Genomic DNA, 25,453 nt, shown 5'->3' with positions numbered 1-25,453 from the left:
GCAGATGGCGTGGTAGGGAGAGCGGCCGAAAAGCTTACGCGTAGTAAGCCGACTGCTTTTTGTAGCGGTATTCGTAAGTGGCTGAGTAGTTCACGCCATTGAGCAGCACATACACCGGCGTGTCGCCGTGGTACTGACGCATCTCGTTGATGGTGCCCAGCATCTCGCGGTTTGTGTAGGCATGACGCACCACAAAAACCGTTACGCCAACGTGTTGCCGAATCACGGTGTACTCCGAAACCAAGCCAATAGGCGGCGTGTCGATGATGACATAATCATACTCTTCGCTCAGGCCCGTGATCATCTGCCCAAAGCGCGGGTCTTCCAGCAGTTCAAGCGCATTGTAAGGAATCGGTCCCGACGTGATGACCGTCAGATTAGGGAACTCCGTCTTCTGCATTGCCTCGGCCAAGGTGCACTCGCCGCTCAGGTACGTCGAAAGGCCCGCGTTGTCGGGATTGAAGCCAAAATACCCAGCCAGCGTTGGCTTGCGCATATCCGTTTCAATCAGCACTGTGCGCCGGCCCGACATAGCTAGTTCGGCAGCTAAGTTGGTGCAGCAGAAGGTTTTATCTTCGCCCGATACGGATGACGTAAAGCCGATGATCCGGGAGCTGGGGCCGGTGGCTACGTATTGCAGGTTGACGCGAACCGTCCGGAACGATTCGGTAACGGCCGATTTCGGCAGGTCGCGACGGACGATGTGTACCGGCTTGGGTGCAGCCGCAATAATGCCTAGGAAGGGCGCGTTGGTTGCGTTACGAATTTCGTCGGCGCTTTGCACCGTTTGCTTCGTCCGCTCGCGGAGTACCACAAAACCAGCTGGCAGAATCAGGCCAGCCAACAGGGCAATCAGGTAGATCTGGTTTTTGTTGGGGCTATCCGGCACGGAACTCATGATTTGAGCGCGGTCTACTATCTTCTTGTCGCTCACGTTGGTAGCGAGCAGCATCGAAGCCTCCGATTGCTTCTGCATCAGGAAGGTGTAGTTACGATCGTTGATGCCCGATATATTGCGCAGACGCGCCATCTGGCGCTCGTTTTCCGGCATACGGTTGATGTTGCCCTGCACCGTAGCGATGCGGCGGGTCAGGTCGTCGAGCGAGGCGTCTGTCGAGCGAATCTGCCCGGCAATGCTGCGCAGAATAGCTTGGCGGCGGCTCTGGATTTTGCCTTCCAGCACCTGCACCACGGGGTTATCCGAATTGGCATTGACTGAGTAGCCTGCGCGCTGGTTGATCAGCGTCGAGAGTTCAGTGAGCTGACTATTAAGCACTTGGTTGTCGATGCTAGCGCTGGCCCACGAGCCGCCGGTCCCATCAGGGTCGGAGCGGAGCGCGTCGAGTACCTGGGCATATGAACGGCGTGTAACGATCAGTTGAGCGCGCTGCGATTCCAGATCGCTTAGCTTCTGAATGCCTGAGTTCGACTGGGTGCCTTCGTCCACAATGCCGTTGTGGGCCCGAAACGAAGCCAACGCTTCCTCGGAGCGACGCAGGGAGTCGCCAACGTGTGCAATCTGGCTGTTGATGAACTCCAACGTTTTGCGGCCGTCGCGGTTTTTCTCGATCAAGTCGTTCTTGATGTACGTCTCCATCAAGGTGTTCAGAAACTGCAGCTCCCGGCTGGCTACGCTGCCTTTGGTATACAAGTCAAGGACGCGTGAGTAGCGCTCCCGAGGCTTTACCGTGATTTTCGACTGATACTCAGCCGCTAAGTTTTTGAGGCTGTTGATCGTAAAGAAGTACTGGTTGCCGCTTGTGATCGTGTTCGTGATGGTGCTGGGCAATACGCCAGGAGCCGGATTGACGGTGAAGGACAGGTTGGGCAGCACCACCGATTCGCCCGGCTTCACTTCTTTGTCAAACTCAAATTCGGGCAGCAGGTTCACGGTTTTGCCCGTGGGCACTTCAATGACGCTGGCGTTCTCGCCCTTGCCATGCACGTGGTAGGAGCCGTTGGGAAGCTGCTCGACGAAAAATTGCACCCCGCTTACTTGGGGATGCAGCGTGTCGACGCGTACGCGATAAGCCGCATCTTCGTACTGCTCACGGATTTGCAAATTGCCAAGCTTATTGAGCCAGGAGTTTGGAATCAGATAATACGATACCGAAAAATCGAGCTTACGCAGGCTTTGCTCCATGATGGAGGTGGAAGTCAGGAGGCCGATCTCGTCTTCCACCTTGGTTTCCTTGCCTTGGCCATCCATCGTGAGCAGCTCCTGGGTGCCCCGCGAACCCGGTGTAGCCCGGTCGGCGAGCAGAATAGTCGAGTGGAAGCTATAAGTAGGCTGGGTAGTCTGGATTTTGAAGTAGGCAAAAGCCAGCGCCAAGCCCACAGCCCCCACAAACAAATACCAATATCTCTGGAACTTAAAGAGCAACGTATTGACGTTCAGCTCATCAGCTCTATCATGCGTCTTCATATGCGTAGCTGAGTAGTAATTGCAAGGTGATGTTTATTTGACCCCGAAGTAGTTCAGGAGCAATACGATGGTGGTGATACCCGAAAAGACAATCCCCAAGTTAGTCAAATTGCCGCGTTGGGTCACTGCTTTGCTTGGCTCCACGTAGAGTACATCGTTGGGTAGAAGATAGTAATAATTAGATGTTAAGAGGTCGGCGCGGGTCAAGTCGATGAGCGTTACTTCGGAGCCGGTAGGCGTCTGGCGGATCAGCTTTACGTTGCGGCGGTTGCCTAACGTGGTAAGGTCGCCGGCCAAGCCCAAGCCCTGGAGCAGGTTGGTGGAGGGGTTCTGGATGTAGTAAGCGCCCGGATTACGTACTTCACCCAAAACAGTTATCTTAAAGTTTACCAACTTCACGATGACGGTGGTGCCGCGCATGTAATTGTTAACCGCCTTCTGCACTACATCCTGCGCCTGCAACAAGGTGAGGCCCTGTACCGGAAGCTTGCCTGCCGTAGGAAGTGTGATGTTGCCATTGTTGTCAATTACATAACCGTTGAGGTACGTAGCCCCCGGATCGCTGGTGCCAAAGGGGCTCGTCGATTCGGTGAGGCTAAACACGCGGGACAATTCGGGTTGGGCGCTTTGTACCGCAATATTCAGGATGTCATTGGCCTGCAAGTGGTACTCAGGCCGCTGGTTGCTCACCTCCGAAGCCTTGTTGAGCGAGTATTTCTGGCCTTGCAGGTAGCTGATGTCTTTGCTGGGAATGCAGGAAGTAAAGGATGCGAGCAATAGGAAAATCAGTAGTCGGTAGTGAGACATGCTTGAGGAAATTAACGGTGGAGTAGGGGGCGTGACAGATCAGGAAGGGTGTGAAAAAAGGCAACTATCGAAAAGTTTGAAAGCAAAAGATGCGAGCGGATTTGAGCTAGTACTTTTCCATAAAAGTATTGGATGATTTTCGCAATGACAAGAAATAATTAAAATATTTTGCCATAAACTTGCACTTAATAACAAAATTATGCCAAACCGCATTTGCATTGTCCTCTAACTCACGGGGTTTCAGAATCCGTCAAATGGGGCCTCACAGCCGTTTTCGCACGGCTTACTGTGGGGCTTCGTATACTTGAGCATGAAAATTTTATTGGTAGAAGACGAACCCAAGGTGGCAGCCTTTCTCCAGAAAGGACTAACGGAACAAACGTACAATGTCGACATAGCTTCGGACGGATTGCTCGGCTTACGGTTGGGGCTGGTAAATGGATACGATCTTATTATCCTCGACCAATTGCTGCCCGGCATGAGCGGCCTGGAAGTCTGCCGCCGCATCCGGGCGCAGAACAGCAGCGTACCCATTCTAATGCTCACGGCGCTCGGCGAAACCGACGATAAAATTCGGGGGCTCGATGCCGGCGCCGACGATTACCTGGTCAAGCCGTTTGCGTTTCAGGAGTTATTGGCCCGCATCCGGGCGCTGGCCCGGCGGCGGCAGGAGGCGCCGGCCACCGAAGCTTCCATGCGGCTGGCCGACCTCGTGCTGGACCCGGCCCGCAAGTCGGTGCAGCGGGCCGGGCAAACCATTCAGCTGACGGCCCGCGAATTTGCCCTGCTCGAATATTTGCTGCGCAACCAAGGCCGGGTGGTCTCGCGCGTGGACATCTTAGAACACGTCTGGGAGACCTCGTTTGATACGGGTTCAAACGTTATCGACGTGTACATCAACTTCCTCCGCAAAAAGGTGGACAAAGACTTCTCGCCCAAACTCATTCACACGCTCGTGGGCATGGGCTACGTTATGAAAGAAGATTGAGTGCAAAAGCCTTATTTCATAATTAATTGATATATAACGAGTTATGAAAGTACATTTCTTTAGGCCGCATTGGCCACTAGCCGCAGTTCCGCTTTTATGACCATTCGCACCCGTTTAGCACTGCAGTTTGCCGCGATTCTGGCGTTCACGCTGATGCTATTCTCGTTGGTGATTTACTTCGTCACGGCGCACTCGCGGCGCGAGTCGTTCACCGACAATCTGTTTGCGCGTGCGCGCATCGTGGCGCACGTCTACCTCGACGGCACCAACCGCGACGAGGCCAGCCGGGCTTCGTATCGGCGCTACTTGGCGCAGTTTTATCGCACCTTGCCCGAAGAAGAAGCCCGCGTGTACGACGCGCACAACAAGCTGGTGTTCTGGGAAGGGCAGAAGAGTCAGCAGCCAGTTCCTTCCTTATTATTACGCCAAGTAAGGGCCAGCGGCCGCGAAGTGCAGTTGTCCGACGACTTCCGCCAATCGGTGGGGCTGCTGTACCGCGATGCACGGCGCGGCGACTTCGTGGTAGTAGCGTCGTCGGTCGACATCGACAGCCGCGAAAAGCTGCGCAACCTGCGCGTCATTTTGCTCAGCGGCCTGCTCATCTCCTTTATTATAGTAGGCATCGGGGGGTGGTTCTTCGCCGGCTTAGCCCTGCGGCCTATGCAACGTGTTGTGCGTGAGGTAGATAGTATTACGGCTTCCGATTTGCACCGGCGTCTTTCGCAGGCCGATGGGCAAGACGAAGTATCGTTGCTGGCCCAACGCTTCAACAGCCTTCTCAACCGCCTCGAAACGGCCTTTGCCGGCCAGCGCACTTTCGTGCGCGATGCTTCGCATGAGTTGCGAACTCCGCTCACGGCCCTGATGGGCGAACTGGAAGTCGCGCTGCTGCAAGAGCGGAGCCCGGCCGAATACCGCAGGGTGCTGCAAAGTACCCTCGACGCGGCCCGGATGCTCACGGCCCTCACCAACGGGCTGCTGCAAATCGCGCGGGCCTCCGACGACCCATCGCAGGTGCCCCTTAAGCCCGTCCGCTTCGACGAGCTGTTGTTGCAGGCGCACGAGGAAGTGCAGCGCCGCCACCCCACCTGCCGCATCGACCTGGAGTTTGGCGATCCGGCTCCGGGTCGGGAAAACGCTCCTTATACAGTACTGGGCAACGAGGCGCTCCTGCTGTCGGCGGTGCTCAATGTGATGGAAAATGCCTGCAAGTTTTCCAAAGACAGCCAGCAGCCCGTAACGGCCGTGCTCACCAGCCTGCGCGACTACGTGCAGCTAGAAGTCAGCGACCACGGCATGGGCATGAGCGAGGCCGATCGCCAACAGGTCTTTGTGCCATTCTTCCGGGCCGAAACCGTGCGCGACGTGCCCGGCCACGGCATCGGCCTGCCCCTGACGGCCAAAATCATGTCGCTGCACAGCGGTGCAATTCAGGTAGAAAGCCAGTTGGGAGCGGGCACAAAAGTGAGCCTCCGAATGCCCGCCCTGCGCGCATAAGGGCACCTTTTATGGTTTTAATACCCTTTTAATTCTCTTTTAACGCGGTCTTAACCGGGCACTCCTACACTTGTAGCACAATACTGGTAAACTCTATTCCTGTCGGAATGGCAAATCCTTGTTGCTATCTGCAAGACCATGATCCAAACCGCTCCCGCCAAAAATGTTAAGCAGTCTTCCGCGGTCGATTCGGCTCCGACTGCTAATTATCTAAAAACAATTTCGAAAGACGCGCCCGCGGGGCTCGTCGTGTTTTTGGTAGCGCTTCCGTTGTGTCTGGGCATCTCGCTCGCATCGGGTGCGCCGCTGCTGTCCGGAGTGATTACGGGCATAGTAGGCGGCGTGCTGGTGTCGTGGCTTAGCGGATCGCAGCTGAGCGTGAGCGGGCCGGCGGCCGGCCTCACCGTCATTGTACTGACCGCTATCAATACCTTAGGCTCTTTCCAGGCGTTGCTCGCCGCTACCGTCATCGCCGGCCTGATTCAGCTGGCGCTTGGGTTTCTGCGAGCCGGCATCATCGGGATGTATTTTCCCTCGTCGGTAATTAAAGGCATGTTGGCCGCCATCGGTCTGATCCTGATTCTCAAGCAAATACCACACTTCCTCGGGGCCGATACCGACTACTTCGAGGACATGGATTTCTTTCAGTTTAATGGGCAGAACACGTTTTCGGCCATCGGTACGGCTTTCAAGGCCATTAGCTTGGGCTCAACCTTGATTGGCTTGGTGTCGATAGGCATCCTGCTGGCGTGGGAGAGCAAGCCCATGCAACGCCTGACCGCCATCCGGAAGGTGCCCGCAGCCTTGCTGGTGGTGTTGATTTCCATCGGGATGAACGTGGCCCTCAGCTCGGCTTCGCCTGCCCTGCGCATCAACCCCGATCACTTGGTAAAACTGCCCGTGGTATCGTCGCTGATGGGCCTGATCGGGGAGCTAACTTTTCCCGATTGGAGCGCCCTGACCAAACCTATTACGTACGGCGTCGCGTTCACCATTGCCATTGTGGCTTCCTTGGAAAGCCTGCTGAGCGTGGAAGCCGTGGATAAGCTGGACCCGCACAAGCGTCACACGGCTCCCAACCGCGAGCTGAAGGCGCAAGGCGTCGGCAACATCGTGGCGGCCCTGGTTGGTGGCTTGCCCATGACGGCCGTGATCGTGCGCAGCTCGGCCAACATCAATGCCGGTGCCCAAACCAAGATGTCGGCCTTTATCCACGGGCTGCTGCTGTTGATGAGCATCTTGTTTCTGGCGCCCTTCCTCAACCTCATTCCGCTTTCGGCGCTGGCGGCCGTGCTGCTGATGGTAGGCTTCAAGCTGACCAAGCCCGCCCTGTACCGCACCCAATGGAAACTGGGCTGGGAGCAGTTTATGCCCTTCATCGTGACGGTGGTCGCCATTTTGTTCACCGACTTACTCAAGGGCGTGTGCGTTGGCTTGGCCGTTGGCGTTTTCTTTATCCTGAAAGCCAACCTCGAATCGGCCTTTTTCTTTCACCGCGAGCCGGTGCGTGAGCACAATACCATTCACCTAAAGCTCAGCGAACACGTATCTTTCCTTAACAAAGCCAGTATTATTACTACCCTGGATCGTTTCAAAGCCGGTACCCACGTCATCCTCGATGGCTCCGATTCGGTTTCCATCGACTACGATGTGCTAGAGGCTATTGAAAACTTCCGCCAAACGGCAGACGAGCGCGGCATCAACTTGGAGCTGCGCGCGATTCCGCAGGTAGCCGTACTGGGGCATTAATTTGGGCCTCATTATAAATATCTTATAGTGAGGTATTTATAAAAAGGCAATCTTCTCAAAAAACACTGCTTACCGATAACTGAACATGGAAGAAATTCTGGCTAATAACCGTAAATGGGTTGAAGAAAAAATGGCCCAAGATCCGGACTATTTCAACCGCTTGGCCACCGGTCAGAAGCCGCGCTACCTTTTCATCGGGTGCTCCGACTCGCGGGTGCCTGCCAGCGCCATCACGGGCACTGGCCCCGGCGAAATGTTTGTGCACCGCAACATCGCCAACCTCGTCGTCAACTCCGATATGAACCTGCTTTCGGTGCTGCAATATGCCGTGGAAGTGCTTGGCGTACAAGATATTATGATCGTCGGCCACTACGGTTGCGGCGGCGTAGCAGCCGCGGCTTCCAATAAACAGTATGGCCTGATTGACAACTGGCTGACTAACATTCGGGATGTAATTCGCCTGCACGAAACCGAGTTGCTGCGCATCAGCGATGAGAAAAATCGCCTGCGCCGCCTCGTCGATCTCAACGTGATCGAGCAGGTGCGTAACCTGGCCAAGACCAACATCATCCAGAACGCCATGCGCAGCGAAAACCCGCCGCGTCTGCACGGCCTCGTCTACGACATCCACGACGGCGTGCTGCACAACCTGGAAGTGAAAACCGACATGCTCGAAGAGTTTGTCCACATCTACGGCACTGAAGCCTCCGCGCAGTCGGATGCTGCTGCTCAGCCGGAACCCGCTACCCAGCCGGAGGAAACACCGGAAGGAACGGCCGAAAAGAAAAAGGCAAAAGCCATTAAGTCTGCCGAGGAGCAAGATCAGCTCATGCGTAAGGTCGGCTAAAGATCCCTCTTGGTTTTGGTGAGAGTAAAACCTCCGCAGCCCTTGGTTGCGGAGGTTTTTGTTTGTAATAATTTGATAATCAATTGATTACGCGTAAGGATAAATGCTTGTGTATCAGCTTGAAACGGGACTAGGCGATCCGCGTATCCACTATCTGTCGCCGCACGGTTAAGAAACGCGGCGCTAACTTCTTGTTGCCATGAAAGCGATTTACTATACCGAGTACGGCCCAGCCGAAGTGCTGCAATTTGGCGAGCAGCCCACTCCCAAAATCAAAAGCGATCAGGTGTTGGTGCGCGTGCGAGCGAGTAGCGTCAATCCCGTTGATTGGAAAGTGCGCGACGGCTCAGCCAAGATGATGACGGACCGCATCTTCCCAAAGATTCCGGGCCGCGACATTGCCGGCGCAGTGGCTGCCATCGGCGACGAGGTTACGCGCTTTCGAATCGGTGATCGCGTGTTCGGCATGCCCATCGGCATCGGTGGGGCCAACGCCGAGTATGCCGCCGTGGACGCAACAGTGCTGGCGTTTATTCCTGATAATCTGTCGTTTGAGCAGGCGGCGGCTGTGCCGTTGGCAGCCCTCACGGCTTTGCAAGCGTTGCACAACCACGCCAAGCTGCTCTCCGGCGATCGGGTGCTGATCAATGGAGCCTCGGGTGGCGTGGGCTCGATGGGCGTGCAGCTGGCACGAGCGCTAGGCGCGGGCGAAATCACGGGCGTGTGCGGCCCCGACAACGTGGAGCTGGTACGCAGCCTCGGCGCCGACCGCGTCATCAACCACAAAGAGCACGACTTTACGAAGGACGCCAGCCGCTACGACATCATTTTTGATGCTGTGGGCAAAACCAATTTCATCGACAGCAAGGCCAGCCTGCGCAATGGCGGCCGCTACGTCACGACGGCCCCTAACCCCAAAGATGTGGCGCTCGGGATGCTGGCCGCTTCGCTCTCCAACAAGAAAATGCTGGCTTTCATGGCCAAAAACCGTGGTGCTGATATGTCGCTCATTGCCAATTGGTTGCGAACAGACGTCCTCAAGCCCGTCATCGATAAAACATTCCCGCTGGCCGAAACGGCCGAGGCGCACCGCTACAGCGAAAAGGGCGGGGCGGCCGGCAAGATCGTGCTGACTGTGGAATGATTGGGTAGAGCCACGCGCAGGCCGTATAACCAGCGGATAAGCGGGCGTATAAATCGACTTTTTCTCGCCGTATCTTTGTTGTTTAGTCGCTGAAGCCTTGGCCTCGGCGAAATCAACAAATTCAGCGAGAACCAGCGATTTGAAAGTCTGTATTGCCGAAAAGCCTAGCGTAGCCCGCGAAATTGCCAACGTGCTCGGTGCCAACCGCCGCATGGACGGCTATTACGAAGGCAACGGCTACCAAGTCACCTGGACCTTTGGGCACTTCTGCCAGCTCAAAGAGCCCGAGGACTACCGTGCCGAGTGGAAGCGCTGGAGCATCCACGACTTGCCCATGATGCCCGACAACTTCGGCATCAAGCTCATGCGCCGCGACGACGGCGTGGTGCGGCAGTTCAACGTGATCAAAAATCTGCTGGCCAACGCCGAAGAAGTCATCAACTGCGGCGACGCTGGGCAGGAAGGCGAAGTGATCCAGCGCTGGGTGCTGACGGAAGCCAAATACCGCAAACCTTTCAAACGCCTCTGGATTTCGTCGCTTACGGAAGAGGCTATCCGTCAGGGGTTTGCAAATCTGCGCGACGGGGCGGAGTTTGATCGGCTGTACCAAGCCGGCAAGAGCCGCGCCGTGGGCGACTGGCTGTTGGGACTGAACGCAACGCGTTTGTTTACCTTAAAATACGCCGCCGGGCAGCGCCAAGTGCTGAGCCTCGGCCGGGTGCAGACGCCCACGCTGGCGCTGCTGGTCGATCGCTACCACGAGATTCAGAACTTCAAGCCGGAGCCGTATTGGGTGTTGCGCACTGAGTACCGTGGCACGCTGTTCAGCCACGTGGCGCCGCCCAAAAAAGGCAAAGCCGAGGACGACGAGCCCGACGAAAAAGCCCGCCTGAAAGCCCGCGGTTACTTCGTGAGCCAAGAGGAAGCCGACGCCGCCATGCTGGCCGTGAAGGACGTGCCGCTTACCGTAACAGGCGTCGAAATCAAGAAAGCTTATGAGTCGCCGCCGTCGCTGTTTGACCTGACTTCGTTGCAGGTGCAGTGCAACAACCAGCTGGGGCTGTCGGCCGAAGATACGCTCAAGACGGTACAGAGCCTGTACGAGAAAAAGGTGGTCAGTTACCCGCGTGTCGATACTACGTTTCTGCCCGACGACCAGTACGCCAAGATTCCGGGGATTTTGCGCGGACTAGGTGGCTATCAGGGCCTTACGCAGCCGCTGTTGGCCGATAAGATTCGTAAATCGACCAAGGTTTTCAACAACAACAAAGTTACCGATCACCACGCCATCATCCCGACGGGCGCGAGCGCGGGTGGCTTGGGCGGCAACGAGTCGAGCGTGTACGACATTATCGTGCGGCGCTTTCTGGCGGCGTTTTATCCCGATTGCGAAGTCAGCAACACAACCGTGACGGCAGAAGCCGGGGGGTATCCGTTCCGGGTGCGCGGCCGGCAAATTCTGAATCCGGGCTGGCGCGTGGTGTACGGCGATCCGGAAAAGCAGCAGGCGCCATCTACGCCCAAAGCGGCTACCGAAGGCGACGATGACGTGGTGAATACCGTGTTGCCCAACTTCGTGAAAGACGAAAGCGGCCCGCACAAGCCGCGCCTCGACCAAAAAGTAACTCAGCCGCCGCGCGAATACACCGAGGCGATGTTGCTGCGCGGCATGGAAACGGCCGGTCGCAACATCGACGACGACGAGCTGCGCCAAGCCATGAAAGAAAATGGCATTGGGCGGCCCAGCACGCGCGCGGCCATCATCGAAACGCTGTTTAAGCGCGGCTATATTCGACGCGACAAAAAGCGCATCGTGCCCACGCCCACGGGCGTCGAGCTGATTGGCCTGATCCGTAACCCCACGCTGAAATCGGCAGAGCTGACCGGGCAGTGGGAGCGGAAGCTGCGCCAGATTGAGGGCGGCAGCTTAGCCCCCGATCAGTTTCTGAGCGAGCTGAAAGGACTGGTGCGCGAAATGGTGCTGGAGGTAAAGCAAGACGGGTCTGGCCGGGGCATTACGGTGGCCAACGCGGCCGACGCCACGAGCGCCGCCGGCGCGAAAGGCGCGGCGGTATTAGCAAAAGCACCTGCCAAAGCTGCGACTGCGCCGGCCGTGCCGGGTAGCTTGGGCACTTGCCCGGCGTGTGGCGAAGGCCATGTACTCAAGGGCAAATCGGCGTTTGGCTGCTCGCGGTGGCGCGAAGGCTGTCAGTTGCGCCTGCCCACGCAATTTGAGGGTAAAAATCTGACGGACAAGCAGATACACGCCCTGCTTGCAAAAGGCCGCACACCCGTCATCAAAGGGTTTATCGACGACTTGGGCCAGAAGTTCGACGCGGCAGTTCGCCTGACGCCCCAGCACACGCTGGAACTGGTGCGCGCCGCCGAAAGCAAACCCGCCACGGCCGAAGCACCCCAGCAAATTCCGTGTCCGGTGTGCCGCCTGGGCACCATGCTCAAGGGCAAAACGGCGTACGGCTGCTCGCGTTTCCGCGAAGATTGCCAGTTTCGGGTGCCGCTGGAGCTGTGCGGGCGCATGCTCACGGATGCGCAAATCGTGCAGCTGCTGCGCCGTGGCAAAACCGGCACCATTCGGGGCTTTGTTTCACAGCGCACGGGGCAGAAGTTTGAAGCGGCCCTGACGGTATCGCCGGAAGGCCGCGTGGAATTCGTGTTCGACCAGAAATAAGGAGTTGCGCGAGCCGTATATTGGGGAGGGCGGAGCCAGCCATCGGCTCCGCTTTTTCGCTTTCCTGAGCTGATTGCTATGCGTATTGCTGGACCGTTGTGGGCCGTTACTCTTGCTGTATTGTGTAGTTGCGCTCCCAGCAAGCTGGTGCTTTCCGATCGCCCCGCGGACAGCGCCCGCGAGCACTTTCCCAATCAGATTGACGCCCTAAATTCGGCGGCCGACATCACGCGTTTCGTGCAGCAGGTAGGCGGCCGCGACTACCATACTTACACCGTCAGCGATACGTTGCGGTTTACGGATAAACGCTGCGAAACCCAACTGAAGAAAGCCGGCGCAAAGGCTTGGCAAAAAGCTGATTTCGACGGCAATGGCTATTCCGATCTGCTGCTGATCGGCCGGGATGCCGACGCGAAAAGCAACGTGGTATGTGTACTCGATTCGGGCAATAACCGGTTTTATATCGAGCCGTTTGAGCGCCAGTTTTTTCGCACTTGCGCCGTGCCGCAAGTCGTATACGATGGAGTGCTGCCGCTGATCCGGTACGTTGACTACGCCAACTCATTTTACAACACAGATTCGTTGAGTGATCGGCAGGAGTTCCTGTTGGCGCATCGGTTCGGCGGCTTTGTTGAATATACGCGCAAGGAATACCAGTACCAGATTGAGAAAATCGAATTCACATCTTCGTTTGCGTATCACACCTCGTCGCAATCGGAGCTGACGATTGGCGCCGACGGCAAAGCCACTTATAGCTTCACAGAAGCGCCTATTCTAGCGCCCGCCAACATCACTGCCGAGCACCTGACAGCTACCATCAGTCCGCGTGCTTACGACGAAATCGCGTCGTTGCTGATCTACCTCAACTTTCCACGTTTGCGCAACGAATACCGCCTGACCCTCAATCACATACCGCGCAGCACGCTCACTGTTACCTACAATCGCGGGCGGAAAAAAGTCATCTACGACGTGGGCGAAGCCGGTACGTTTGGCTTGCGCCAAGTATATGCGCTGCTGCACCAGCTCCGTCGCACACAAGTCTGGCAGCCCGTCCAATAAATGTTGTTCTGGCAGAAAACCATGCAAACCTTATCTTTGTAAATAATTGATTGTCAGTTATTTATATTTTGATCCCTATTCCTGATTAAGCTATCGGCCGGATAGTATGTTACTTCGCGATTTGCACCGCTGTTGTCTCAGCAACGCCCTGATTTTTGCCCCTGCGCCATGCCTTCCAATCTGTTCACCGCCCGCTTGATGGGGTATCTCGTCGGTTTGCTGCCGCTGGTGGCGTTGCTGCTCTTGTTTCGGCAGGCGATTCCGCAAACACCGGGTTTAATTTTGGCGGCTGGTGGCACGTTTGCCTCCATTTGGGTACAGCAGCAAGCCCGCAACAAGTATCCCTACGACTTCAAGCAGCGGGCTGAATGGCTGGCTTTGCTCGTATACGCCCTAGTCGTGATCGGAATAGTGCTTGTGTTTACGCAGCTCTGGAACTAGCACAATTAGCTGGTTCGCAACTGTTTACTGTTATGACGCCTCAGATCGGAAAGCTGATACTCATTGCTGGTTTCGTGCTTGTCGTGCTGGGTGCGATCGTGTGGCTGGGCGGCGGCAACTGGTTCAGCTGGTTTGGCCGCCTGCCCGGCGATATCCGCGTGGAGCGGCCCGGCTTCCGCTTCTACGCGCCCTGGGTGTCGATGCTGCTGCTAAGCGTATTGTTGAGCCTCGTTTTGTGGCTTGTGCGGCGGCTTGGGGGTTGATTGCAACTAATTGATCATCAAGTAGATACTATTCAGGTGCCGACAGCACAGGGTGATGCGTGGGCGCCACCGGATAGTAGACGATGTTTTCAATCATGCCCTTGAAGATGACAAAGTGGAACGGTACCAGCGAGTACCAATATAGGCGACCGGCTAGGCCTTGCGGCCGGAAAGCAGCCAACTGTTCCAGCGTGTGCGTGCCATCGGGGTTAGGAATGATGCGAAATTGCAGCCATGCCTCACCGGGCAATTTCATTTCGGCATAGAGAAGCAGCCGACGGTTTTTGCGGTCGGCGACAAGTACGCGCCAAAAGTCCAGGGGGTCGCCGGCGCGTAAGTCGGTGGGGGAGCGGCGCCCGCGCCGCAGGCCTACGCCGCCCACGGCCTTGTCCATCAGCCCACGCAGGCGCCAAAGCCAATCGACTTTGTACCAGCCCCTGTCGCCGCCAATGCTCCAGATGTTGCGCAGCACTTCGTCGGGGTCGCGGGTGAAGCGCAACGTCTGCCGATCGGTGAGCATGCCGTTCTGAGGAATTTGCACGAAGTCCATGTAGTTCTTCTCGATCACGCCGCTGCTGAGCGCGTCGCTCCAACTGCTCACCACTTCGTTTTGCTCGATGCGCGAAAAGGCCAGCTTCAATGCTTCGCTGTAGCTCATGCACGCGTGCGGCACCACGGCCTCAATGCTGCGTTTGCGGGCCACGATGGTATCGTTGCGCAGGCTTTCTACCAAGCTCTGAGCTAGTGAAAATGTGGTGCTGGTAACCAGATACAGCCACCACGACGACAGCCGCGGCGTGAGCACAGGCACCGTGATAATGTAGCGCCGATAGCCGCGTACGGCCGCCAAACCTTGCAGCATCTGCTTGTAGGTCAGTACGTCCGGTCCGCCGACGTCGAAGGAAGTAGTATAGCAAGCTGGGTTGGCGAGCACTGCCGTGAGGTAGAACATGATGTCGCGCACGCCGATGGGCTGGCAGCGTGAGTTGAGCCACCGCGGCGTCACCATCACGGGGAGCTTTTCGACCAAATCCCGAATAATTTCAAAAGATGCTGATCCTGAGCCGATTATGATACTGGCTCGCAGCACGGTAAGGGCTGCTCGTTCGGCCTTTTTGAGCACTTTCTCCACGGCCCTACGCGAACGCAGATGCGCGCTCAGGGCGCGGTCGTTGGCAATGCCACTGAGGTAGATGACCTGCTGCGCCGTTGTGCGGTTGAGGTACTGCGTGAAATTATACGCCGACTGTTGCTCCAGCCGCACGAAGTTTTTGGTGTGCCCACTCATCGAGTGCACGAGGTAATACGCGGCATCCAAGTCCAGGGGCAGGTCGTGGAGCGAGTCGGGCTGTAGCAAATCACCTTGGGCCACTGTCACGCGCGAGCGCAAGCTCTCGGGTAGCTCAAAGCGCCGCTCGTCGCGCACCAAGCATACCACATCGTGGCCGGCTTTTACGAGCAGCGGCAATAGGCGTTGGCCAATGTAGCCCGTAGCGCCGGTAAGCAGAATTTTCATGGCCCATTGAAATGGTGGTACCACTAGAACCGCCTAACTGCGCAGTAGTTAAGGCGTCAATGATAATTGATTGCGGTAAGCGGCTGAACTCTAGGCTTTTCCCATAAGCCTACCGGACTTATCAGAAGAGCACACGTAGATTTATAAAGAGCTTAATGAGTATAATTCAATTTTATGATCAGGTAATTATTATTTTGGTATTGTTTATGTGATGCTTTTGTAAGACGGATAAAGACAATTTTTCGTCTGCATTAGGCGCGAAGTTCATATTTTTGTCCTGTTGCGGGGAGCGCCGGTTATGTTGGTAAATGGAGTGGCATAAAGACGTTGTTATGATAAGAAAATTACAATTTATCCTATTATTCTTCTTGTTTCCGCTAGCAGTGTGGGCCCAACAGGCTGACACACTTACGGAGATGCCCATGCGGCACATCGACGTGGACAACGTGGACATTCTGCCCGAAGCGGTGGATATCAGCGGTTGGCTGCTGATGGATAAGGACATCCAGTTGGAGTTGGAGGGAGCCGTGCAGAACCTCTACAACTTCAAGTACGACAAGGCCGAAAAGCAGTTCCGCTCGCTGCGCCGCCGCTACCCCCAGCACCCGATGCCCTACTTCCTGCTGGGCCTGAGCACCTGGTGGAAGATCCAACCGACGAATCTGCAAACGAAGCAGTACGACAAGATCTTTTTCGCCTACATGGACACGGCCATCACCAAAGGCGAGCAGCTCTACAAGCGCGACAACAAAAACTACGAAGCCTGCTTCTTTCTGGCTGCAGCCTACGGTTTCAATGCGCGCCTAAGCTCGGAGCGGGGCAACTGGACCGAGGCCACTTTTCGGGCCAAGCACGCCCTGACGTATTTGAATAAGTGTCAGGAAGCCAACGGATTAAGTCCAGAATTTATGTTCGGGCAAGCGCTTATTAACTATTACGCCGTCTGGATTTCGGAAACCTACCCGCTGCTGAAACCCGTACTACTTTTCTTCCCCAAGGGCAACCGGCAACTAGGCTTGGTGCAGCTCAAGAACGTGGCCGACAACGGCTTCTATACCGGCAACGAGGCGAAGTTTTTTCTGATGCGCATTTTTCTCAACGAAGAAAACAAGCCGGAAAACGCGCTGCCCATCGCCAAAAAGCTAGTCGATATGTACCCGGACAATGGCTACTTCCAGCGGTTGTATGCGTTGCTTTGTTTTCGTGAAGGACGCGACCGGGAATGCGAGCGGGTAAGCAAAGAAATCCTAGACAAGCTGAATCAGGGAATGCCTGGTTATGAGGGTAATAGCGGCCGCTATGCCACGTATTTCCTCGGCTCGTTTATGCAGAAATACTACAAGGACGACGCCAAAGCCAAGGACTATTTCCAGCGCTGCATCGTGTTTGCCGAAACCACCGGCGAGCTGAAAGGAGCGTTCTACGTGTATTCCAATCTGAATTTGGCGCGTCTTGCCGCCCGCGAGCGGGATATGCGTACGGCCAGCCGCTATTACCAAGTGGTGCGCGAAAAAGCCGATCCGAAGTCGGATGTTTTGCAGGAAGCCAAGGACTTTCTAAAGAAGAACAAGCGGAGTCTGGCGCAGTTGTAAGGACGGCTTGCCGCGGGTTTTTGGCTAACATTGCAACCGCTTTTGCGTTGGCCATCTAAGATTCCCGTTGTTATGCCTGCTCCCCTCACGTCCCGTACTTGGCTTTGGTTGTTTGTACTGGTGTTGGGCGTCGCCTTTCTGGTGGGCATCGGGAGCTGGGGGCCGTTGGAAAGCAGCGAGGCCCGTTACGCCGAAATTGGGCGGGAGATGCTGGTCGGCCAGGATTGGCTGCACCCGCGCTTGCTGGGCATCCAGCATTTTCACAAGCCCCCGCTAACGTATTGGCTCACTGCTGCCGGGCTGGCCTTGTTTGGGCCGAATGCAGAAGGCGTACGCATTCTGCCTGTATTGGCTGTGCTGCTGCAAGTGCTGCTGGTGTATGGCTTGGGGCAACTGTTGTTTCAGGGCGACCGCGCACGGGCCTTGGCCGCAGCGATCATCTACGGTACACTGCCCGTGGTGCTCATCTCGGCACTAAATGTTACAACTGACGCTTACCTGGCCACGCTGGAACTGGCTGCTACCTACGGCATCCTGCGCTATTACCACGACGGTCGTCGCTGGGGGCTGTACCTATTTTGGGTGGGGCTGGCCCTGGCGTTCCTAACCAAAGGCCCGGTGGGTTTTGTGTTGCCGCTGATGGCCGTTATTGGCTTTTATTTCCGGCAGAAGCAAACGCGCCGACCGTTTACGATCCATCACGCCGTGGGCATTGTGTTGTTTGTGCTGCTGGGTTTGAGCTGGTATTTGTATCTGATCATCGAGAATCCGGCATTTCTGCGCTATTTCCTGTTTGAGCATACCGTAGAGCGTTTTGCCAATGCGGCGACTTTCAACCGTGCCAAACCGTGGTGGTTTTATGTAGTGCTGGCGCCGGCCACGAGCTTGCCGTGGGCCGCTGCGCTTTTGGTCTATGCCATCCGGATGCGTTGGGCTTCGGTGCCGCAGCAGTGGCGCAATGTGCTCATCTTCTGGGTGTTGCTGCCGCTGGTGTTTTTCTCGATCTCGAAATCCAAGCTGCTGCTGTACGTGCTGCCAATCTTTCCGGGCGTGGCGTTGCTTACCGTCTACTACCTGGGGCGCCTCACCGACGGCGTACTGTATCGGTGGTATGTGGGGTTCGTGGCGTTTTACGGCGCGGTGCTGGCAACCTTGTGCATGCTGCCAGTGGTGGTAACCGTCACGGACGTACCGTTGCAGGCCAGTCCGTTTTCTGCCATCTGGCCGGCTGCTGGCATTCTGGTTATGATCCTCACGCTCACGCTCTGGAGCCAGATTCGAATTGCGCCTAGAATATTGGTAGCGAGCGTGTTGTTTACCGTTGCCCTCTTGATTTCAGTTAAGCCGCTGATGCAACAGAACGAGCTGGATTTCAACGGCGCCCGGCCGCTTGCTTATTTCATAAAACAACGGCATCTGGAAAACAGGAAAGTGCTAGTCTACAATGAATTGCTGCCAGCTTTGGCCTTTGAAACGGGCCGCATCCCGGTATCGCTCAACGATGGCAACCACAACCTCGACCGCGAAACCCAGTTCGAGCCCTCTGCTGTTTGGCGCAACACACTGATTTATCTCCACGATGCCAAACAGCAAGATGCTGTTAATCAATTGTTTGCGCAGCGTCCTGTGCTGCTGGTGAAAGGCAGCCTGAAGCCTGAGCGCCAATGGATGCTGCGTTCCTTTACCCAGCATCAGCACTTAGGAAAGTGGACGGTGTATTACTGATGCCTTACGCTTTCTCGTTCCTTCTATGGTAAGCACAAGGTGCTAATTTTGAGATGAATAGCCGTTTTGTTGGTCGCAGGCGCTTAACCGACGTACACGGCCGGCGCCTTCTCGCGCAGGTTGTAGTTAGAAGCCATCACCTCCCCGTAAGCGCCGGCTGAGCGGAGCGCTATAAGGTCGCCGCGGTTAGTTTCGGGTAGAGCTACTTCGCGGCCAAAGGTGTCCGACGACTCGCAGATGGGTCCTACCACGTCGTATATCTGCCTGGAGCCCTGGCTGGTAAGGTTTTGAATCAGGTGGTAGCTGCCGTAGAGCGCGGGACGGATCAGCTCCGTCATGCCGGCATCCAGAATCGCAAAATTGGTTTGCTGGCTGCGTTTTACGTACAAAACGCGGCTGATCAAGGTGCCACACTGTGCTACCACGGCCCGTCCTAGTTCTACATGCACTTGCTGACCCGGCCGCCGCACGAGGTTTTCCTCAAACATGCGGAAATACGCTTCAAAATCCGGAATTGGGTTTTCCTCCGGCCGCTGATAGTCGATGCCAAGGCCACCGCCCACGTTGAGGTGAGGCAGCATGATGCCACGGTCGGACAGCCAATCCTGGATTTCGTTGAGCTTCTGACTCAGATCCGCAAACACGGTCAGGTTCGTGATCTGCGAGCCAATGTGCGCGTGCAAGCCCACTAACTCTAGGTTATGTAAGGTGCTGAGTAGCTCAATCACGGCGGCTAACTCCGATACGCTGATGCCGAACTTGTTGGCTTCCAGGCCGGTAGTGATGTAATGGTGCGTGTGCGCGTCCACGTTGGGGTTGAGGCGCAGGGCCACTCGTGCCCGCCGGTTCTGCGCGCCGGCTAGCTCATTCAGCACCACCAATTCTTCCACCGATTCGGCGTTGAAGCACCAGATATCGGCGGCCAGTGCCAGGTTTATTTCCGCATCCGACTTGCCCACGCCGGCAAACACAATGTCCTGCGGGGCAAAACCAGTGTCCAGCGCCCGTTGCACTTCGCCGCCACTTACGCAGTCGGCGCCGAGGCCGTGCTCCCGGATCAGGGCCAGAATTTCGGCGTTGGCGTTGGCTTTCAGGGCGTAATGCACATGAAAATCACGCGGGCGGGCAGCAGCTTGCAGAGCCGTGAGCGTTTGCCGGAGCAAAGTCAGGTCGTAGAGGTAAAAAGGAGTGGAGCGGGAGGCAATATCCGCCGGCAGTTGAAGAGGCACAGGGCAAGGATCAGTTAAAATATATTATTACATAACTATCTTATATTCAAATAGTTACGTATTGACTAAAAGCCAAGGTTTGAGACTTATGCTTTCTGGAAAAGGCCCGCATTGAGGGCTTTTAGCGCGCGCGTTTTGTCGGCGGTGTTGACCAGAATGCTGATGTTGTTGGGCGAGCCGCCGTACGAAATCATGCGCAACGGCACGTCTTCCAAAGCACCGAACGCCAAGCGGGCAGCCCCGTGCGTCGACTGTACCAAGTTGCCGACCAAGCAGATAATTGTCTGATTCTTATCGACTTCCACGGTGCCAAACCCGCGCAAATCGTTCAGGATTTCCTCTAGATGCGTGGCGTCGTCGATGGTGAGCGACACGGCTACTTCCGAAGTCGTGATCATGTCGATGGGCGTGCGGTAGCGCTCGAATACTTCAAATAGGCTGCGTAAGAAGCCGTGGGCCAGCAGCATGCGGCTCGACTTGACGTTGATGGCTACCAACCCGTCTTTTGCGGCCACTGCCTTGATGGGCTCCGGGCCGGTTTTTGAAGAGATGAGCGTGCCGGGCGCTTCGGGTTGCATGGTGTTGAGCAAGCGCACCGGAATGTTGTGCTGACGGGCAGGCAGTACTGAGCTGGGGTGCAGGATCTTAGCGCCAAAATACGCTAGCTCCGCCGCCTCGTCGAACGACAGCTCCCGGATCGGGTAAGTGCCTTCCACCACGCGCGGGTCGTTGTTGTGCAAGCCGTCGATGTCCGTCCAGATCTGGATTTCGGAAGCATCGGCTGCTGCCCCAATCAGCGAAGCCGAGTAGTCGGAGCCGCCGCGCTTGAGGTTATCGATGCCTCCATCGGCGTTGCGGCAAATATACCCTTGGGTTATAAATAACTGATTGTCAGGGTATTGTGCAAGTTGTTGGGCGAGGTGCTCGCGGATATATGCTGCGTCGGGCTCTTCGTCGCGGTCAATCTTCATGAAATCCAACGCGGGCAGCAGAACAGCTTGCTGACCAAGTACTTGCGTTACATAACGATGAAACAGGAGCGTCGACAGCAGTTCGCCCTGGGCCAGAATTACCTTTTCGCCGGAGGCCGTAAGCGGGCCGCGCATCAGGTCGAAAACGGCGCGAAAACGGGCGTCAACCTGCGTGATGGCATCGGTGACGTGGGCCTCATTGGGCAGCAACTCGCGAGCTACCATCAGGTAGTGCTGGCGCAGAATCTCGGTTTGGTACGTGGCAGCCGTGGTATCGCCATCGTAAAGCAGCCGCGCAATGTTGACCAGCGCGTTGGTGGTGCCCGACATAGCCGACAGCACCACAATGCGGCGCTCGTCGCTCTGAATCAACTCGGCCACGGCGCGCATACGCTCCGCTGAGCCAACTGAGGTGCCACCGAACTTGAGAACTTTCATGAGAGTAGAAAAGATGAAAACGAATGACGAAAGGCAATAAAAAAGCGCCGGTCTGGTGAGACCGGCGCGATTCAGGCAAGGCAAGGTTGCAAGCTGGAAACGAAAGCGACGGTCAGGCAGGGGTGCGTTTGAGCGCGGGTTTGCATTTGCTTCCCTTGACCATCTTCTTTCCCATTGACGCAGCTACGCCGCAGCCTGCAAGGCCCGGAGCAACCAACGACGAAAAGGGAACAGCGAAGCGCATATGCAAAAATGACCGTCAGCCCGCCACGCGGGCTTTGCGTTCGCAAGTAAAAACATCTTGGCGCAATTTCCAGCACCCGCCCGCAGATTTGTGCAGAAACTCCCTTTGCCTTAGCATGGTGCTCTTATCGAAATCAGCGTTTAAGATGCGTGAGAAGCGCTGTCGGCCGAGAGCAGAGCCACCACTTCATCGGGGTTTTCTACCTCAATAATAAGCTGATTGTAGTCCTCGTGATCTAGGTCGATTACTACGGTCTTGTCAGCGTGGTGCACGTCCCAGAAGATGCGTTTCTCGTCTTGCAGAAAGGTGCCAGCGGTCAGTAAGCCGGGAATGTGAGTGCCCGGAACGCGCCAGCCGTGCCACCAGCCTTTCACGGCCTCCGGATCTTTCCGGGCGCCCAGAATGTGCTGACGCGGAATCTGCAACCGGCTCTTAAAAGCCCATAGTTTGTGCAAGCCTTTGACGTTGAAGACGATTTCTTCGCCTTCGCGTGATACTTCAACCATGATTTTTCTTGATAAATAAGCTTTAACAATTTGAGTGAATGCCCTCGGCCCAAAGCGGAGCTAGTTACTACTTGCCATCGCGAAATCTAGGGGGAGTTGCAGCCCGGCCGGCTCAGCCTGCCTGCTGATTCGCTAGCTTGGTCAGGCTCGTGGCCGCGTGGCTGAATTCCGACGGGATGAGCACGACGGTGGTGGTATTGTTGTCGATGCCAATTTCCGATATCATCTGCATGCGGCGCAGTTCCAGGGCCATGGGGCTGCTTTCCATTTGTTGGGCGCCCTGCGTTAGCTTGATGGAGGCTTCCAGCTCGGCTTCGGCTTTGATGAGGCGAGCACGCTTTTCGCGGATGGCTTCGGCTTCGCGCGCCATGGCCCGCTGCATGGATTCCGGAATTTCTACGTCCTTGATCTCCACCAACTCAATTTTGACGCCCCACGATTCGGTGGCTGCATCCACGAGCTGTTGCAGGGTAGCGTTGATTTGCTGGCGGCCGCGCAATACTTCGTCGAGCTGGTGCTGCCCGATGATGTTGCGTAACGCCGTGACGGCCAGTTGGTAAACTGCCTGGTTGAAGTTGGCCACCTTGATGATAGCATCCGCCGGATTTACCACCCGAAACCACAGCACGGCGTTCACCTTGATGGTTACGCTGTCTTTAGTAATGGTTTCCTGCTGCTCCAGATCCACGGTTTTCGTGCGGATGTCGATGGTTTGTTGCCGCTCGATGATCGGGATAATCCAGTACAGCCCCGGCCCGCGCGTGCCCGTAAAGCGCCCCAGCCGAAACACAATGGCCCGTTCGTATTCCTGCGCAATGCGAATGCCCAGCAGCAGAAAAACAACAATGATGACGATAATTGCGAGAAAGTTCATGAGGATAGTTAACTACTTGAAAGTGAAATTATTATGAATAAAAACAGGCAGTTCATCCTGTATGCTAAGTCCGGGAGATGAATCGCTTGAAGCGGCGCTTCATTACAGTGTTTTGCAGAAAAATTTACTGCTGAGGGCCTTTCTTAAAGTATTGTGGCTCGCGAGCCAGCCAAACCATTCCAATTCAGTATCTGGTCAAGTAGAATAAAGTTTATCAAACCAGACGAACTAATGTACATACATTTTATGTATGTACATATATAAAGGCAGTGGTGCTATAAACGCGAAGACTCTCTGCTTTTTATAAAACCTTGACTTAAAGACAACTGAGATATGAACGTTCTGCTTGTAAAAGGCAATCCTAAAGCTGCTGACGCATCGGTTTCACTGCAAATGGCGGATGCTTTTCTGGATACCTACCAAACTGCTCACCCATCTGCTCAGGTAGAGGAGCTGGACTTGTACCATGATTTTGTGCCGCTAATTGACGAGGACGTGCTGCGTGGTTGGGGCAAACTAGCTACCCAGCAGGAGCTTAGCCCAGTTGAAAGCCGTAAAGTGCAGGGCCTGACGGTGCTCGTTGAGCAGTTTTTAGCCGCCGATACAGTGGTATTCGCCTTGCCCATGTGGAACTTCGGCTACCCGCCCATGGTGAAGGCGTACCTCGATGCCATTGCCGTAGCTGGCAAAACCTTCCGCTACACCTCCGAAGGCCCGGTCGGGCTGGCCGGTGGAAAGCAAGTGATTGTGTTTGAGGCCCGTGGTGGCATATACAGCAGCGGTCCTGCCCAAGCTATGGAGCATACCACCAGCTACCTTACTACTTTTCTAGCCTTCTTGGGCATTACCGACGTGCAGCTCGTGTTGGCTGAAGGCTTGGCTATGAACGCTGCCGAAACGCCCGCTATTCGCCAAAACGCCATCGATCAAGCTCGCCAAGTTGCCGCTGAGCTAAGTTTGGCTGCTTAAGCGCTGCTTTCTGTTGTTAAATGCAAAAAGGCTGCCTTACCGGGCAGCCTTTTTGCATTCTATTGTACCCGTGTTCCGGACAGCTGTTACCGCACCGGCTTCGGAATTACCGGCAGGCTTTCGTGCCCTTCGGCATCTACTGACACTACGCCGAAAATGAAGTTGTCCTTGCTGTGGGGCAGGTCGGCTTTGGTGTCGGTGACGTAGAACTTCTGCTGCCACTGCGGAGCGTTGGTTTCGCGCATGAGCACGTAGTAGCCGGCCGGTTTTTCGCCCACTTTGGGTGCGTCCCATTTCAGCTCGGTGCGGTTGGTAAGGTTGGCGGTGAGCACCCCTACGTTCTCCGGCGACGAAGGAGCAAGAGCGAGGCTGGCCAGCGTGGCGAGGTTAACGCCGGTGTTTTTGCGAAGATATTGATAGTCAACACCTTCTGGTAGGTCGCCGTATTTGATGTTATTTTCGGTGCGCAAGTCCTGGTGCTGGTGGGTGAAGTCTTCGTTCATCTCCGTGAAGCGCACCGCCGTAAAGCCTTGCTGGTTGAAAGGCGTGTGGTCGCCGCCGCGCAGGAAGCGGTCGGGGCGATATTCTACCACAACTTCATGTCCGTCAACATATTGCTTGCAGGCCAAGCTGGTGTAGCGAGCGAGCTGGCGAGAAGGCGAATCGTTTTCGCTGCTCAGCACACGGCGCACTTTCGCTTCGTCGGGAGTTTCGGCGGCCGGCACGCCTTCGCTGAACACGCGCAAGTGCTTGGCATCTTTGATTTCGGGATCGCGGCCGGTGGAGTTGCCCACGATGTCGTTGTTGAGCATGGCCGTTAGGTTCCAACCCTCTTTTTTGGCGCGCTGAGCCAAATGCGTCGAGCCGTAAAGGCCTTGTTCTTCGCCCTGCACAGCCACAAAAATGATGGTCGCGGGGTATTTCTGCTGCGACATAATACGGGCCAGTTCCATTACGGCTACCGTGCCGGAGCCGTCGTCGTTGGCGCCGGGGGCGTCGGCAGTGGCGTTCATCACGTCCGAAACGCGCGAATCGATGTGCCCGCTCACGATAAACACGCGCGTGTCGTTGGGGTCGGTGCCGGGCAGGGTCGCCATCACGTTGGCCATCACTACGGGCTTGTTGATGCGCCGGCCGTCGGGCTTGATGGTGAAGGTATCCTGCGTGACTTTCAGGCGGTTGCCGCTGGCTTTGCTGTACTTCTTAAACTCCTGCTCCACCCAGTTGCGGGACGCTCCGATGCCGCGCTTTTTGTCTTTGGTATCGCTCAGGGTGTGGCGCGTGCCGAAGGAAACCAGTTTGCGAATATCATCCTCCAGGTTTTTGGCCGACACGTCTTCCACCATCTTCTTGATCATCGGATCGGGAGTGGTGGGCGGCGTATTTTGGGCGTGGAGGCTAAGCGAAAGGAAGCAAGCAGAAGCAAGCAGCAGAGAAGACCGAAAGACCATAGGAGCTGAGGTGTAGTTAGGTTACGCTA

20 protein-coding genes are annotated in these 25,453 nt (G+C 56.0%); 12 read left to right on the top strand and 8 right to left on the bottom strand.

What is annotated here, in order from left to right; genetic code table 11:
- Nucleotides 1-34: 34 nt before the first annotated feature.
- Together FHG12_RS01640 and FHG12_RS01635 are read right to left on the bottom strand one after the other, a co-directional pair.
- The gene (locus FHG12_RS01640; protein ID WP_139513936.1) at nucleotides 35-2,425 is read right to left on the bottom strand and encodes an exopolysaccharide transport family protein; all 2,391 of its coding nucleotides are present in this window, start codon (nucleotides 2,423-2,425) and stop codon (nucleotides 35-37) included.
- A gap of 33 nt (nucleotides 2,426-2,458) precedes the next feature.
- A complete protein-coding gene (locus FHG12_RS01635; protein ID WP_139513934.1) occupies nucleotides 2,459-3,232 on the bottom strand; it encodes a polysaccharide biosynthesis/export family protein in 774 nt (257 codons plus the stop codon).
- A gap of 310 nt (nucleotides 3,233-3,542) precedes the next feature.
- On the opposite strand from FHG12_RS01635, the gene FHG12_RS01630 reads away from it, so the two are divergent.
- The 9 genes from FHG12_RS01630 to FHG12_RS01590 all read left to right on the top strand — a co-directional run bounded on the left by FHG12_RS01630 (nucleotide 3,543) and on the right by FHG12_RS01590 (nucleotide 13,909).
- The gene (locus FHG12_RS01630) at nucleotides 3,543-4,220 is read left to right on the top strand and encodes a response regulator (protein WP_139513932.1); all 678 of its coding nucleotides are present in this window, start codon (nucleotides 3,543-3,545) and stop codon (nucleotides 4,218-4,220) included.
- Nucleotides 4,221-4,316: 96 nt separating this feature from the next.
- Complete coding sequence (locus FHG12_RS01625; protein ID WP_139513930.1) at nucleotides 4,317-5,717, top strand: sensor histidine kinase; 1,401 nt, start codon at nucleotides 4,317-4,319, stop codon at nucleotides 5,715-5,717.
- A 138-nt stretch (nucleotides 5,718-5,855) separates the two neighbouring features.
- Nucleotides 5,856-7,466 carry a SulP family inorganic anion transporter gene (locus tag FHG12_RS01620; protein ID WP_139513928.1) on the top strand — a complete coding sequence of 537 codons (1,611 nt, stop codon included), beginning with the start codon at nucleotides 5,856-5,858 and terminating at the stop codon, nucleotides 7,464-7,466.
- An 85-nt stretch (nucleotides 7,467-7,551) separates the two neighbouring features.
- The gene (locus tag FHG12_RS01615) at nucleotides 7,552-8,313 is read left to right on the top strand and encodes a carbonic anhydrase (protein ID WP_139513926.1); all 762 of its coding nucleotides are present in this window, start codon (nucleotides 7,552-7,554) and stop codon (nucleotides 8,311-8,313) included.
- A 199-nt stretch (nucleotides 8,314-8,512) separates the two neighbouring features.
- Nucleotides 8,513-9,457, top strand: coding sequence for an NAD(P)-dependent alcohol dehydrogenase (locus FHG12_RS01610; RefSeq protein WP_139513924.1), 945 nt, complete (start codon nucleotides 8,513-8,515; stop codon nucleotides 9,455-9,457).
- A gap of 139 nt (nucleotides 9,458-9,596) precedes the next feature.
- Nucleotides 9,597-12,146: a type IA DNA topoisomerase gene (locus FHG12_RS01605; RefSeq protein ID WP_139513922.1), complete on the top strand. Its 2,550-nt coding sequence runs from the start codon at nucleotides 9,597-9,599 to the stop codon at nucleotides 12,144-12,146.
- A 78-nt stretch (nucleotides 12,147-12,224) separates the two neighbouring features.
- Nucleotides 12,225-13,205: a DUF6438 domain-containing protein gene (locus FHG12_RS01600; RefSeq protein ID WP_139513920.1), complete on the top strand. Its 981-nt coding sequence runs from the start codon at nucleotides 12,225-12,227 to the stop codon at nucleotides 13,203-13,205.
- A gap of 168 nt (nucleotides 13,206-13,373) precedes the next feature.
- On the top strand, nucleotides 13,374-13,646 hold the full coding sequence (locus FHG12_RS01595) for a hypothetical protein (RefSeq protein WP_139513918.1): 273 nt from the start codon (nucleotides 13,374-13,376) through the stop codon (nucleotides 13,644-13,646).
- A gap of 32 nt (nucleotides 13,647-13,678) precedes the next feature.
- On the top strand, nucleotides 13,679-13,909 hold the full coding sequence (locus tag FHG12_RS01590) for a DUF2905 domain-containing protein (RefSeq protein ID WP_139513916.1): 231 nt from the start codon (nucleotides 13,679-13,681) through the stop codon (nucleotides 13,907-13,909).
- 28 nt (nucleotides 13,910-13,937) lie between these two features.
- Here FHG12_RS01590 and FHG12_RS01585 read toward each other — a convergent pair whose 3' ends face one another.
- The gene (locus FHG12_RS01585; protein WP_139513914.1) at nucleotides 13,938-15,425 is read right to left on the bottom strand and encodes an SDR family oxidoreductase; all 1,488 of its coding nucleotides are present in this window, start codon (nucleotides 15,423-15,425) and stop codon (nucleotides 13,938-13,940) included.
- A gap of 368 nt (nucleotides 15,426-15,793) precedes the next feature.
- Here FHG12_RS01585 and FHG12_RS01580 point away from each other — a divergent pair, with 368 nt between their 5' ends.
- A complete protein-coding gene (locus FHG12_RS01580; RefSeq protein WP_174805784.1) occupies nucleotides 15,794-17,017 on the top strand; it encodes a tol-pal system protein YbgF in 1,224 nt (407 codons plus the stop codon).
- A gap of 72 nt (nucleotides 17,018-17,089) precedes the next feature.
- Complete coding sequence (locus FHG12_RS01575) at nucleotides 17,090-18,742, top strand: ArnT family glycosyltransferase (RefSeq protein WP_139513912.1); 1,653 nt, start codon at nucleotides 17,090-17,092, stop codon at nucleotides 18,740-18,742.
- Between the two features lie 83 nt (nucleotides 18,743-18,825).
- Here the strand turns inward: FHG12_RS01575 and lysA are convergent, their stop codons facing one another.
- From lysA to FHG12_RS01555, 4 genes are all read right to left on the bottom strand, one after another.
- Entirely contained in the window at nucleotides 18,826-19,971 is a 1,146-nt protein-coding gene (gene lysA / locus FHG12_RS01570; RefSeq protein ID WP_139513910.1) for a diaminopimelate decarboxylase, read from the bottom strand.
- Between the two features lie 86 nt (nucleotides 19,972-20,057).
- A complete protein-coding gene (locus tag FHG12_RS01565; RefSeq protein WP_139513908.1) occupies nucleotides 20,058-21,380 on the bottom strand; it encodes an aspartate kinase in 1,323 nt (440 codons plus the stop codon).
- 384 nt (nucleotides 21,381-21,764) lie between these two features.
- Nucleotides 21,765-22,130: a hypothetical protein gene (locus tag FHG12_RS01560; RefSeq protein ID WP_139513906.1), complete on the bottom strand. Its 366-nt coding sequence runs from the start codon at nucleotides 22,128-22,130 to the stop codon at nucleotides 21,765-21,767.
- A gap of 112 nt (nucleotides 22,131-22,242) precedes the next feature.
- Nucleotides 22,243-23,004 (bottom strand): slipin family protein, encoded by a 762-nt coding sequence (locus FHG12_RS01555; protein WP_139513904.1) that lies wholly within the window; start codon nucleotides 23,002-23,004, stop codon nucleotides 22,243-22,245.
- Between the two features lie 333 nt (nucleotides 23,005-23,337).
- On the opposite strand from FHG12_RS01555, the gene FHG12_RS01550 reads away from it, so the two are divergent.
- Entirely contained in the window at nucleotides 23,338-23,973 is a 636-nt protein-coding gene (locus FHG12_RS01550; protein ID WP_139513901.1) for an FMN-dependent NADH-azoreductase, read from the top strand.
- Nucleotides 23,974-24,059: 86 nt separating this feature from the next.
- Here the strand turns inward: FHG12_RS01550 and FHG12_RS01545 are convergent, their stop codons facing one another.
- Nucleotides 24,060-25,424, bottom strand: coding sequence for a M28 family metallopeptidase (locus FHG12_RS01545; protein ID WP_139513900.1), 1,365 nt, complete (start codon nucleotides 25,422-25,424; stop codon nucleotides 24,060-24,062).
- Between the last annotated feature and the right edge of the window lie 29 nt (nucleotides 25,425-25,453).

The organism is Hymenobacter jejuensis (assembly GCF_006337165.1).
GTDB lineage: Bacteria > Bacteroidota > Bacteroidia > Cytophagales > Hymenobacteraceae > Hymenobacter > Hymenobacter jejuensis.
The sequence above is the reverse complement of the archived record's forward strand: the minus strand, read 5'-3'. Positions and strand labels throughout refer to the sequence as shown.

Excerpts from the sequence above, each read along its gene's own strand:
- FHG12_RS01630 (WP_139513932.1), top strand. The coding sequence starts at position 3,543 with ATGAAAATTTTATTGGTAGAAGACGAACCCAAGGTGGCAGCCTTTCTC.
- FHG12_RS01555 (WP_139513904.1), bottom strand. The coding sequence starts at position 23,004 with ATGAACTTTCTCGCAATTATCGTCATCATTGTTGTTTTTCTGCTGCTG.
- FHG12_RS01590 (WP_139513916.1), top strand. The coding sequence starts at position 13,679 with ATGACGCCTCAGATCGGAAAGCTGATACTCATTGCTGGTTTCGTGCTT.
- FHG12_RS01620 (WP_139513928.1), top strand. The coding sequence starts at position 5,856 with ATGATCCAAACCGCTCCCGCCAAAAATGTTAAGCAGTCTTCCGCGGTC.
- FHG12_RS01585 (WP_139513914.1), bottom strand. The coding sequence starts at position 15,425 with ATGAAAATTCTGCTTACCGGCGCTACGGGCTACATTGGCCAACGCCTA.
- FHG12_RS01625 (WP_139513930.1), top strand. The coding sequence starts at position 4,317 with ATGACCATTCGCACCCGTTTAGCACTGCAGTTTGCCGCGATTCTGGCG.
- FHG12_RS01565 (WP_139513908.1), bottom strand. The coding sequence starts at position 21,380 with ATGAAAGTTCTCAAGTTCGGTGGCACCTCAGTTGGCTCAGCGGAGCGT.
- FHG12_RS01635 (WP_139513934.1), bottom strand. The coding sequence starts at position 3,232 with ATGTCTCACTACCGACTACTGATTTTCCTATTGCTCGCATCCTTTACT.
- FHG12_RS01545 (WP_139513900.1), bottom strand. The coding sequence starts at position 25,424 with ATGGTCTTTCGGTCTTCTCTGCTGCTTGCTTCTGCTTGCTTCCTTTCG.
- FHG12_RS01595 (WP_139513918.1), top strand. The coding sequence starts at position 13,374 with ATGCCTTCCAATCTGTTCACCGCCCGCTTGATGGGGTATCTCGTCGGT.
- FHG12_RS01600 (WP_139513920.1), top strand. The coding sequence starts at position 12,225 with ATGCGTATTGCTGGACCGTTGTGGGCCGTTACTCTTGCTGTATTGTGT.
- FHG12_RS01610 (WP_139513924.1), top strand. The coding sequence starts at position 8,513 with ATGAAAGCGATTTACTATACCGAGTACGGCCCAGCCGAAGTGCTGCAA.
- FHG12_RS01575 (WP_139513912.1), top strand. The coding sequence starts at position 17,090 with ATGCCTGCTCCCCTCACGTCCCGTACTTGGCTTTGGTTGTTTGTACTG.
- FHG12_RS01550 (WP_139513901.1), top strand. The coding sequence starts at position 23,338 with ATGAACGTTCTGCTTGTAAAAGGCAATCCTAAAGCTGCTGACGCATCG.
- FHG12_RS01640 (WP_139513936.1), bottom strand. The coding sequence starts at position 2,425 with ATGAAGACGCATGATAGAGCTGATGAGCTGAACGTCAATACGTTGCTC.
- FHG12_RS01615 (WP_139513926.1), top strand. The coding sequence starts at position 7,552 with ATGGAAGAAATTCTGGCTAATAACCGTAAATGGGTTGAAGAAAAAATG.
- FHG12_RS01560 (WP_139513906.1), bottom strand. The coding sequence starts at position 22,130 with ATGGTTGAAGTATCACGCGAAGGCGAAGAAATCGTCTTCAACGTCAAA.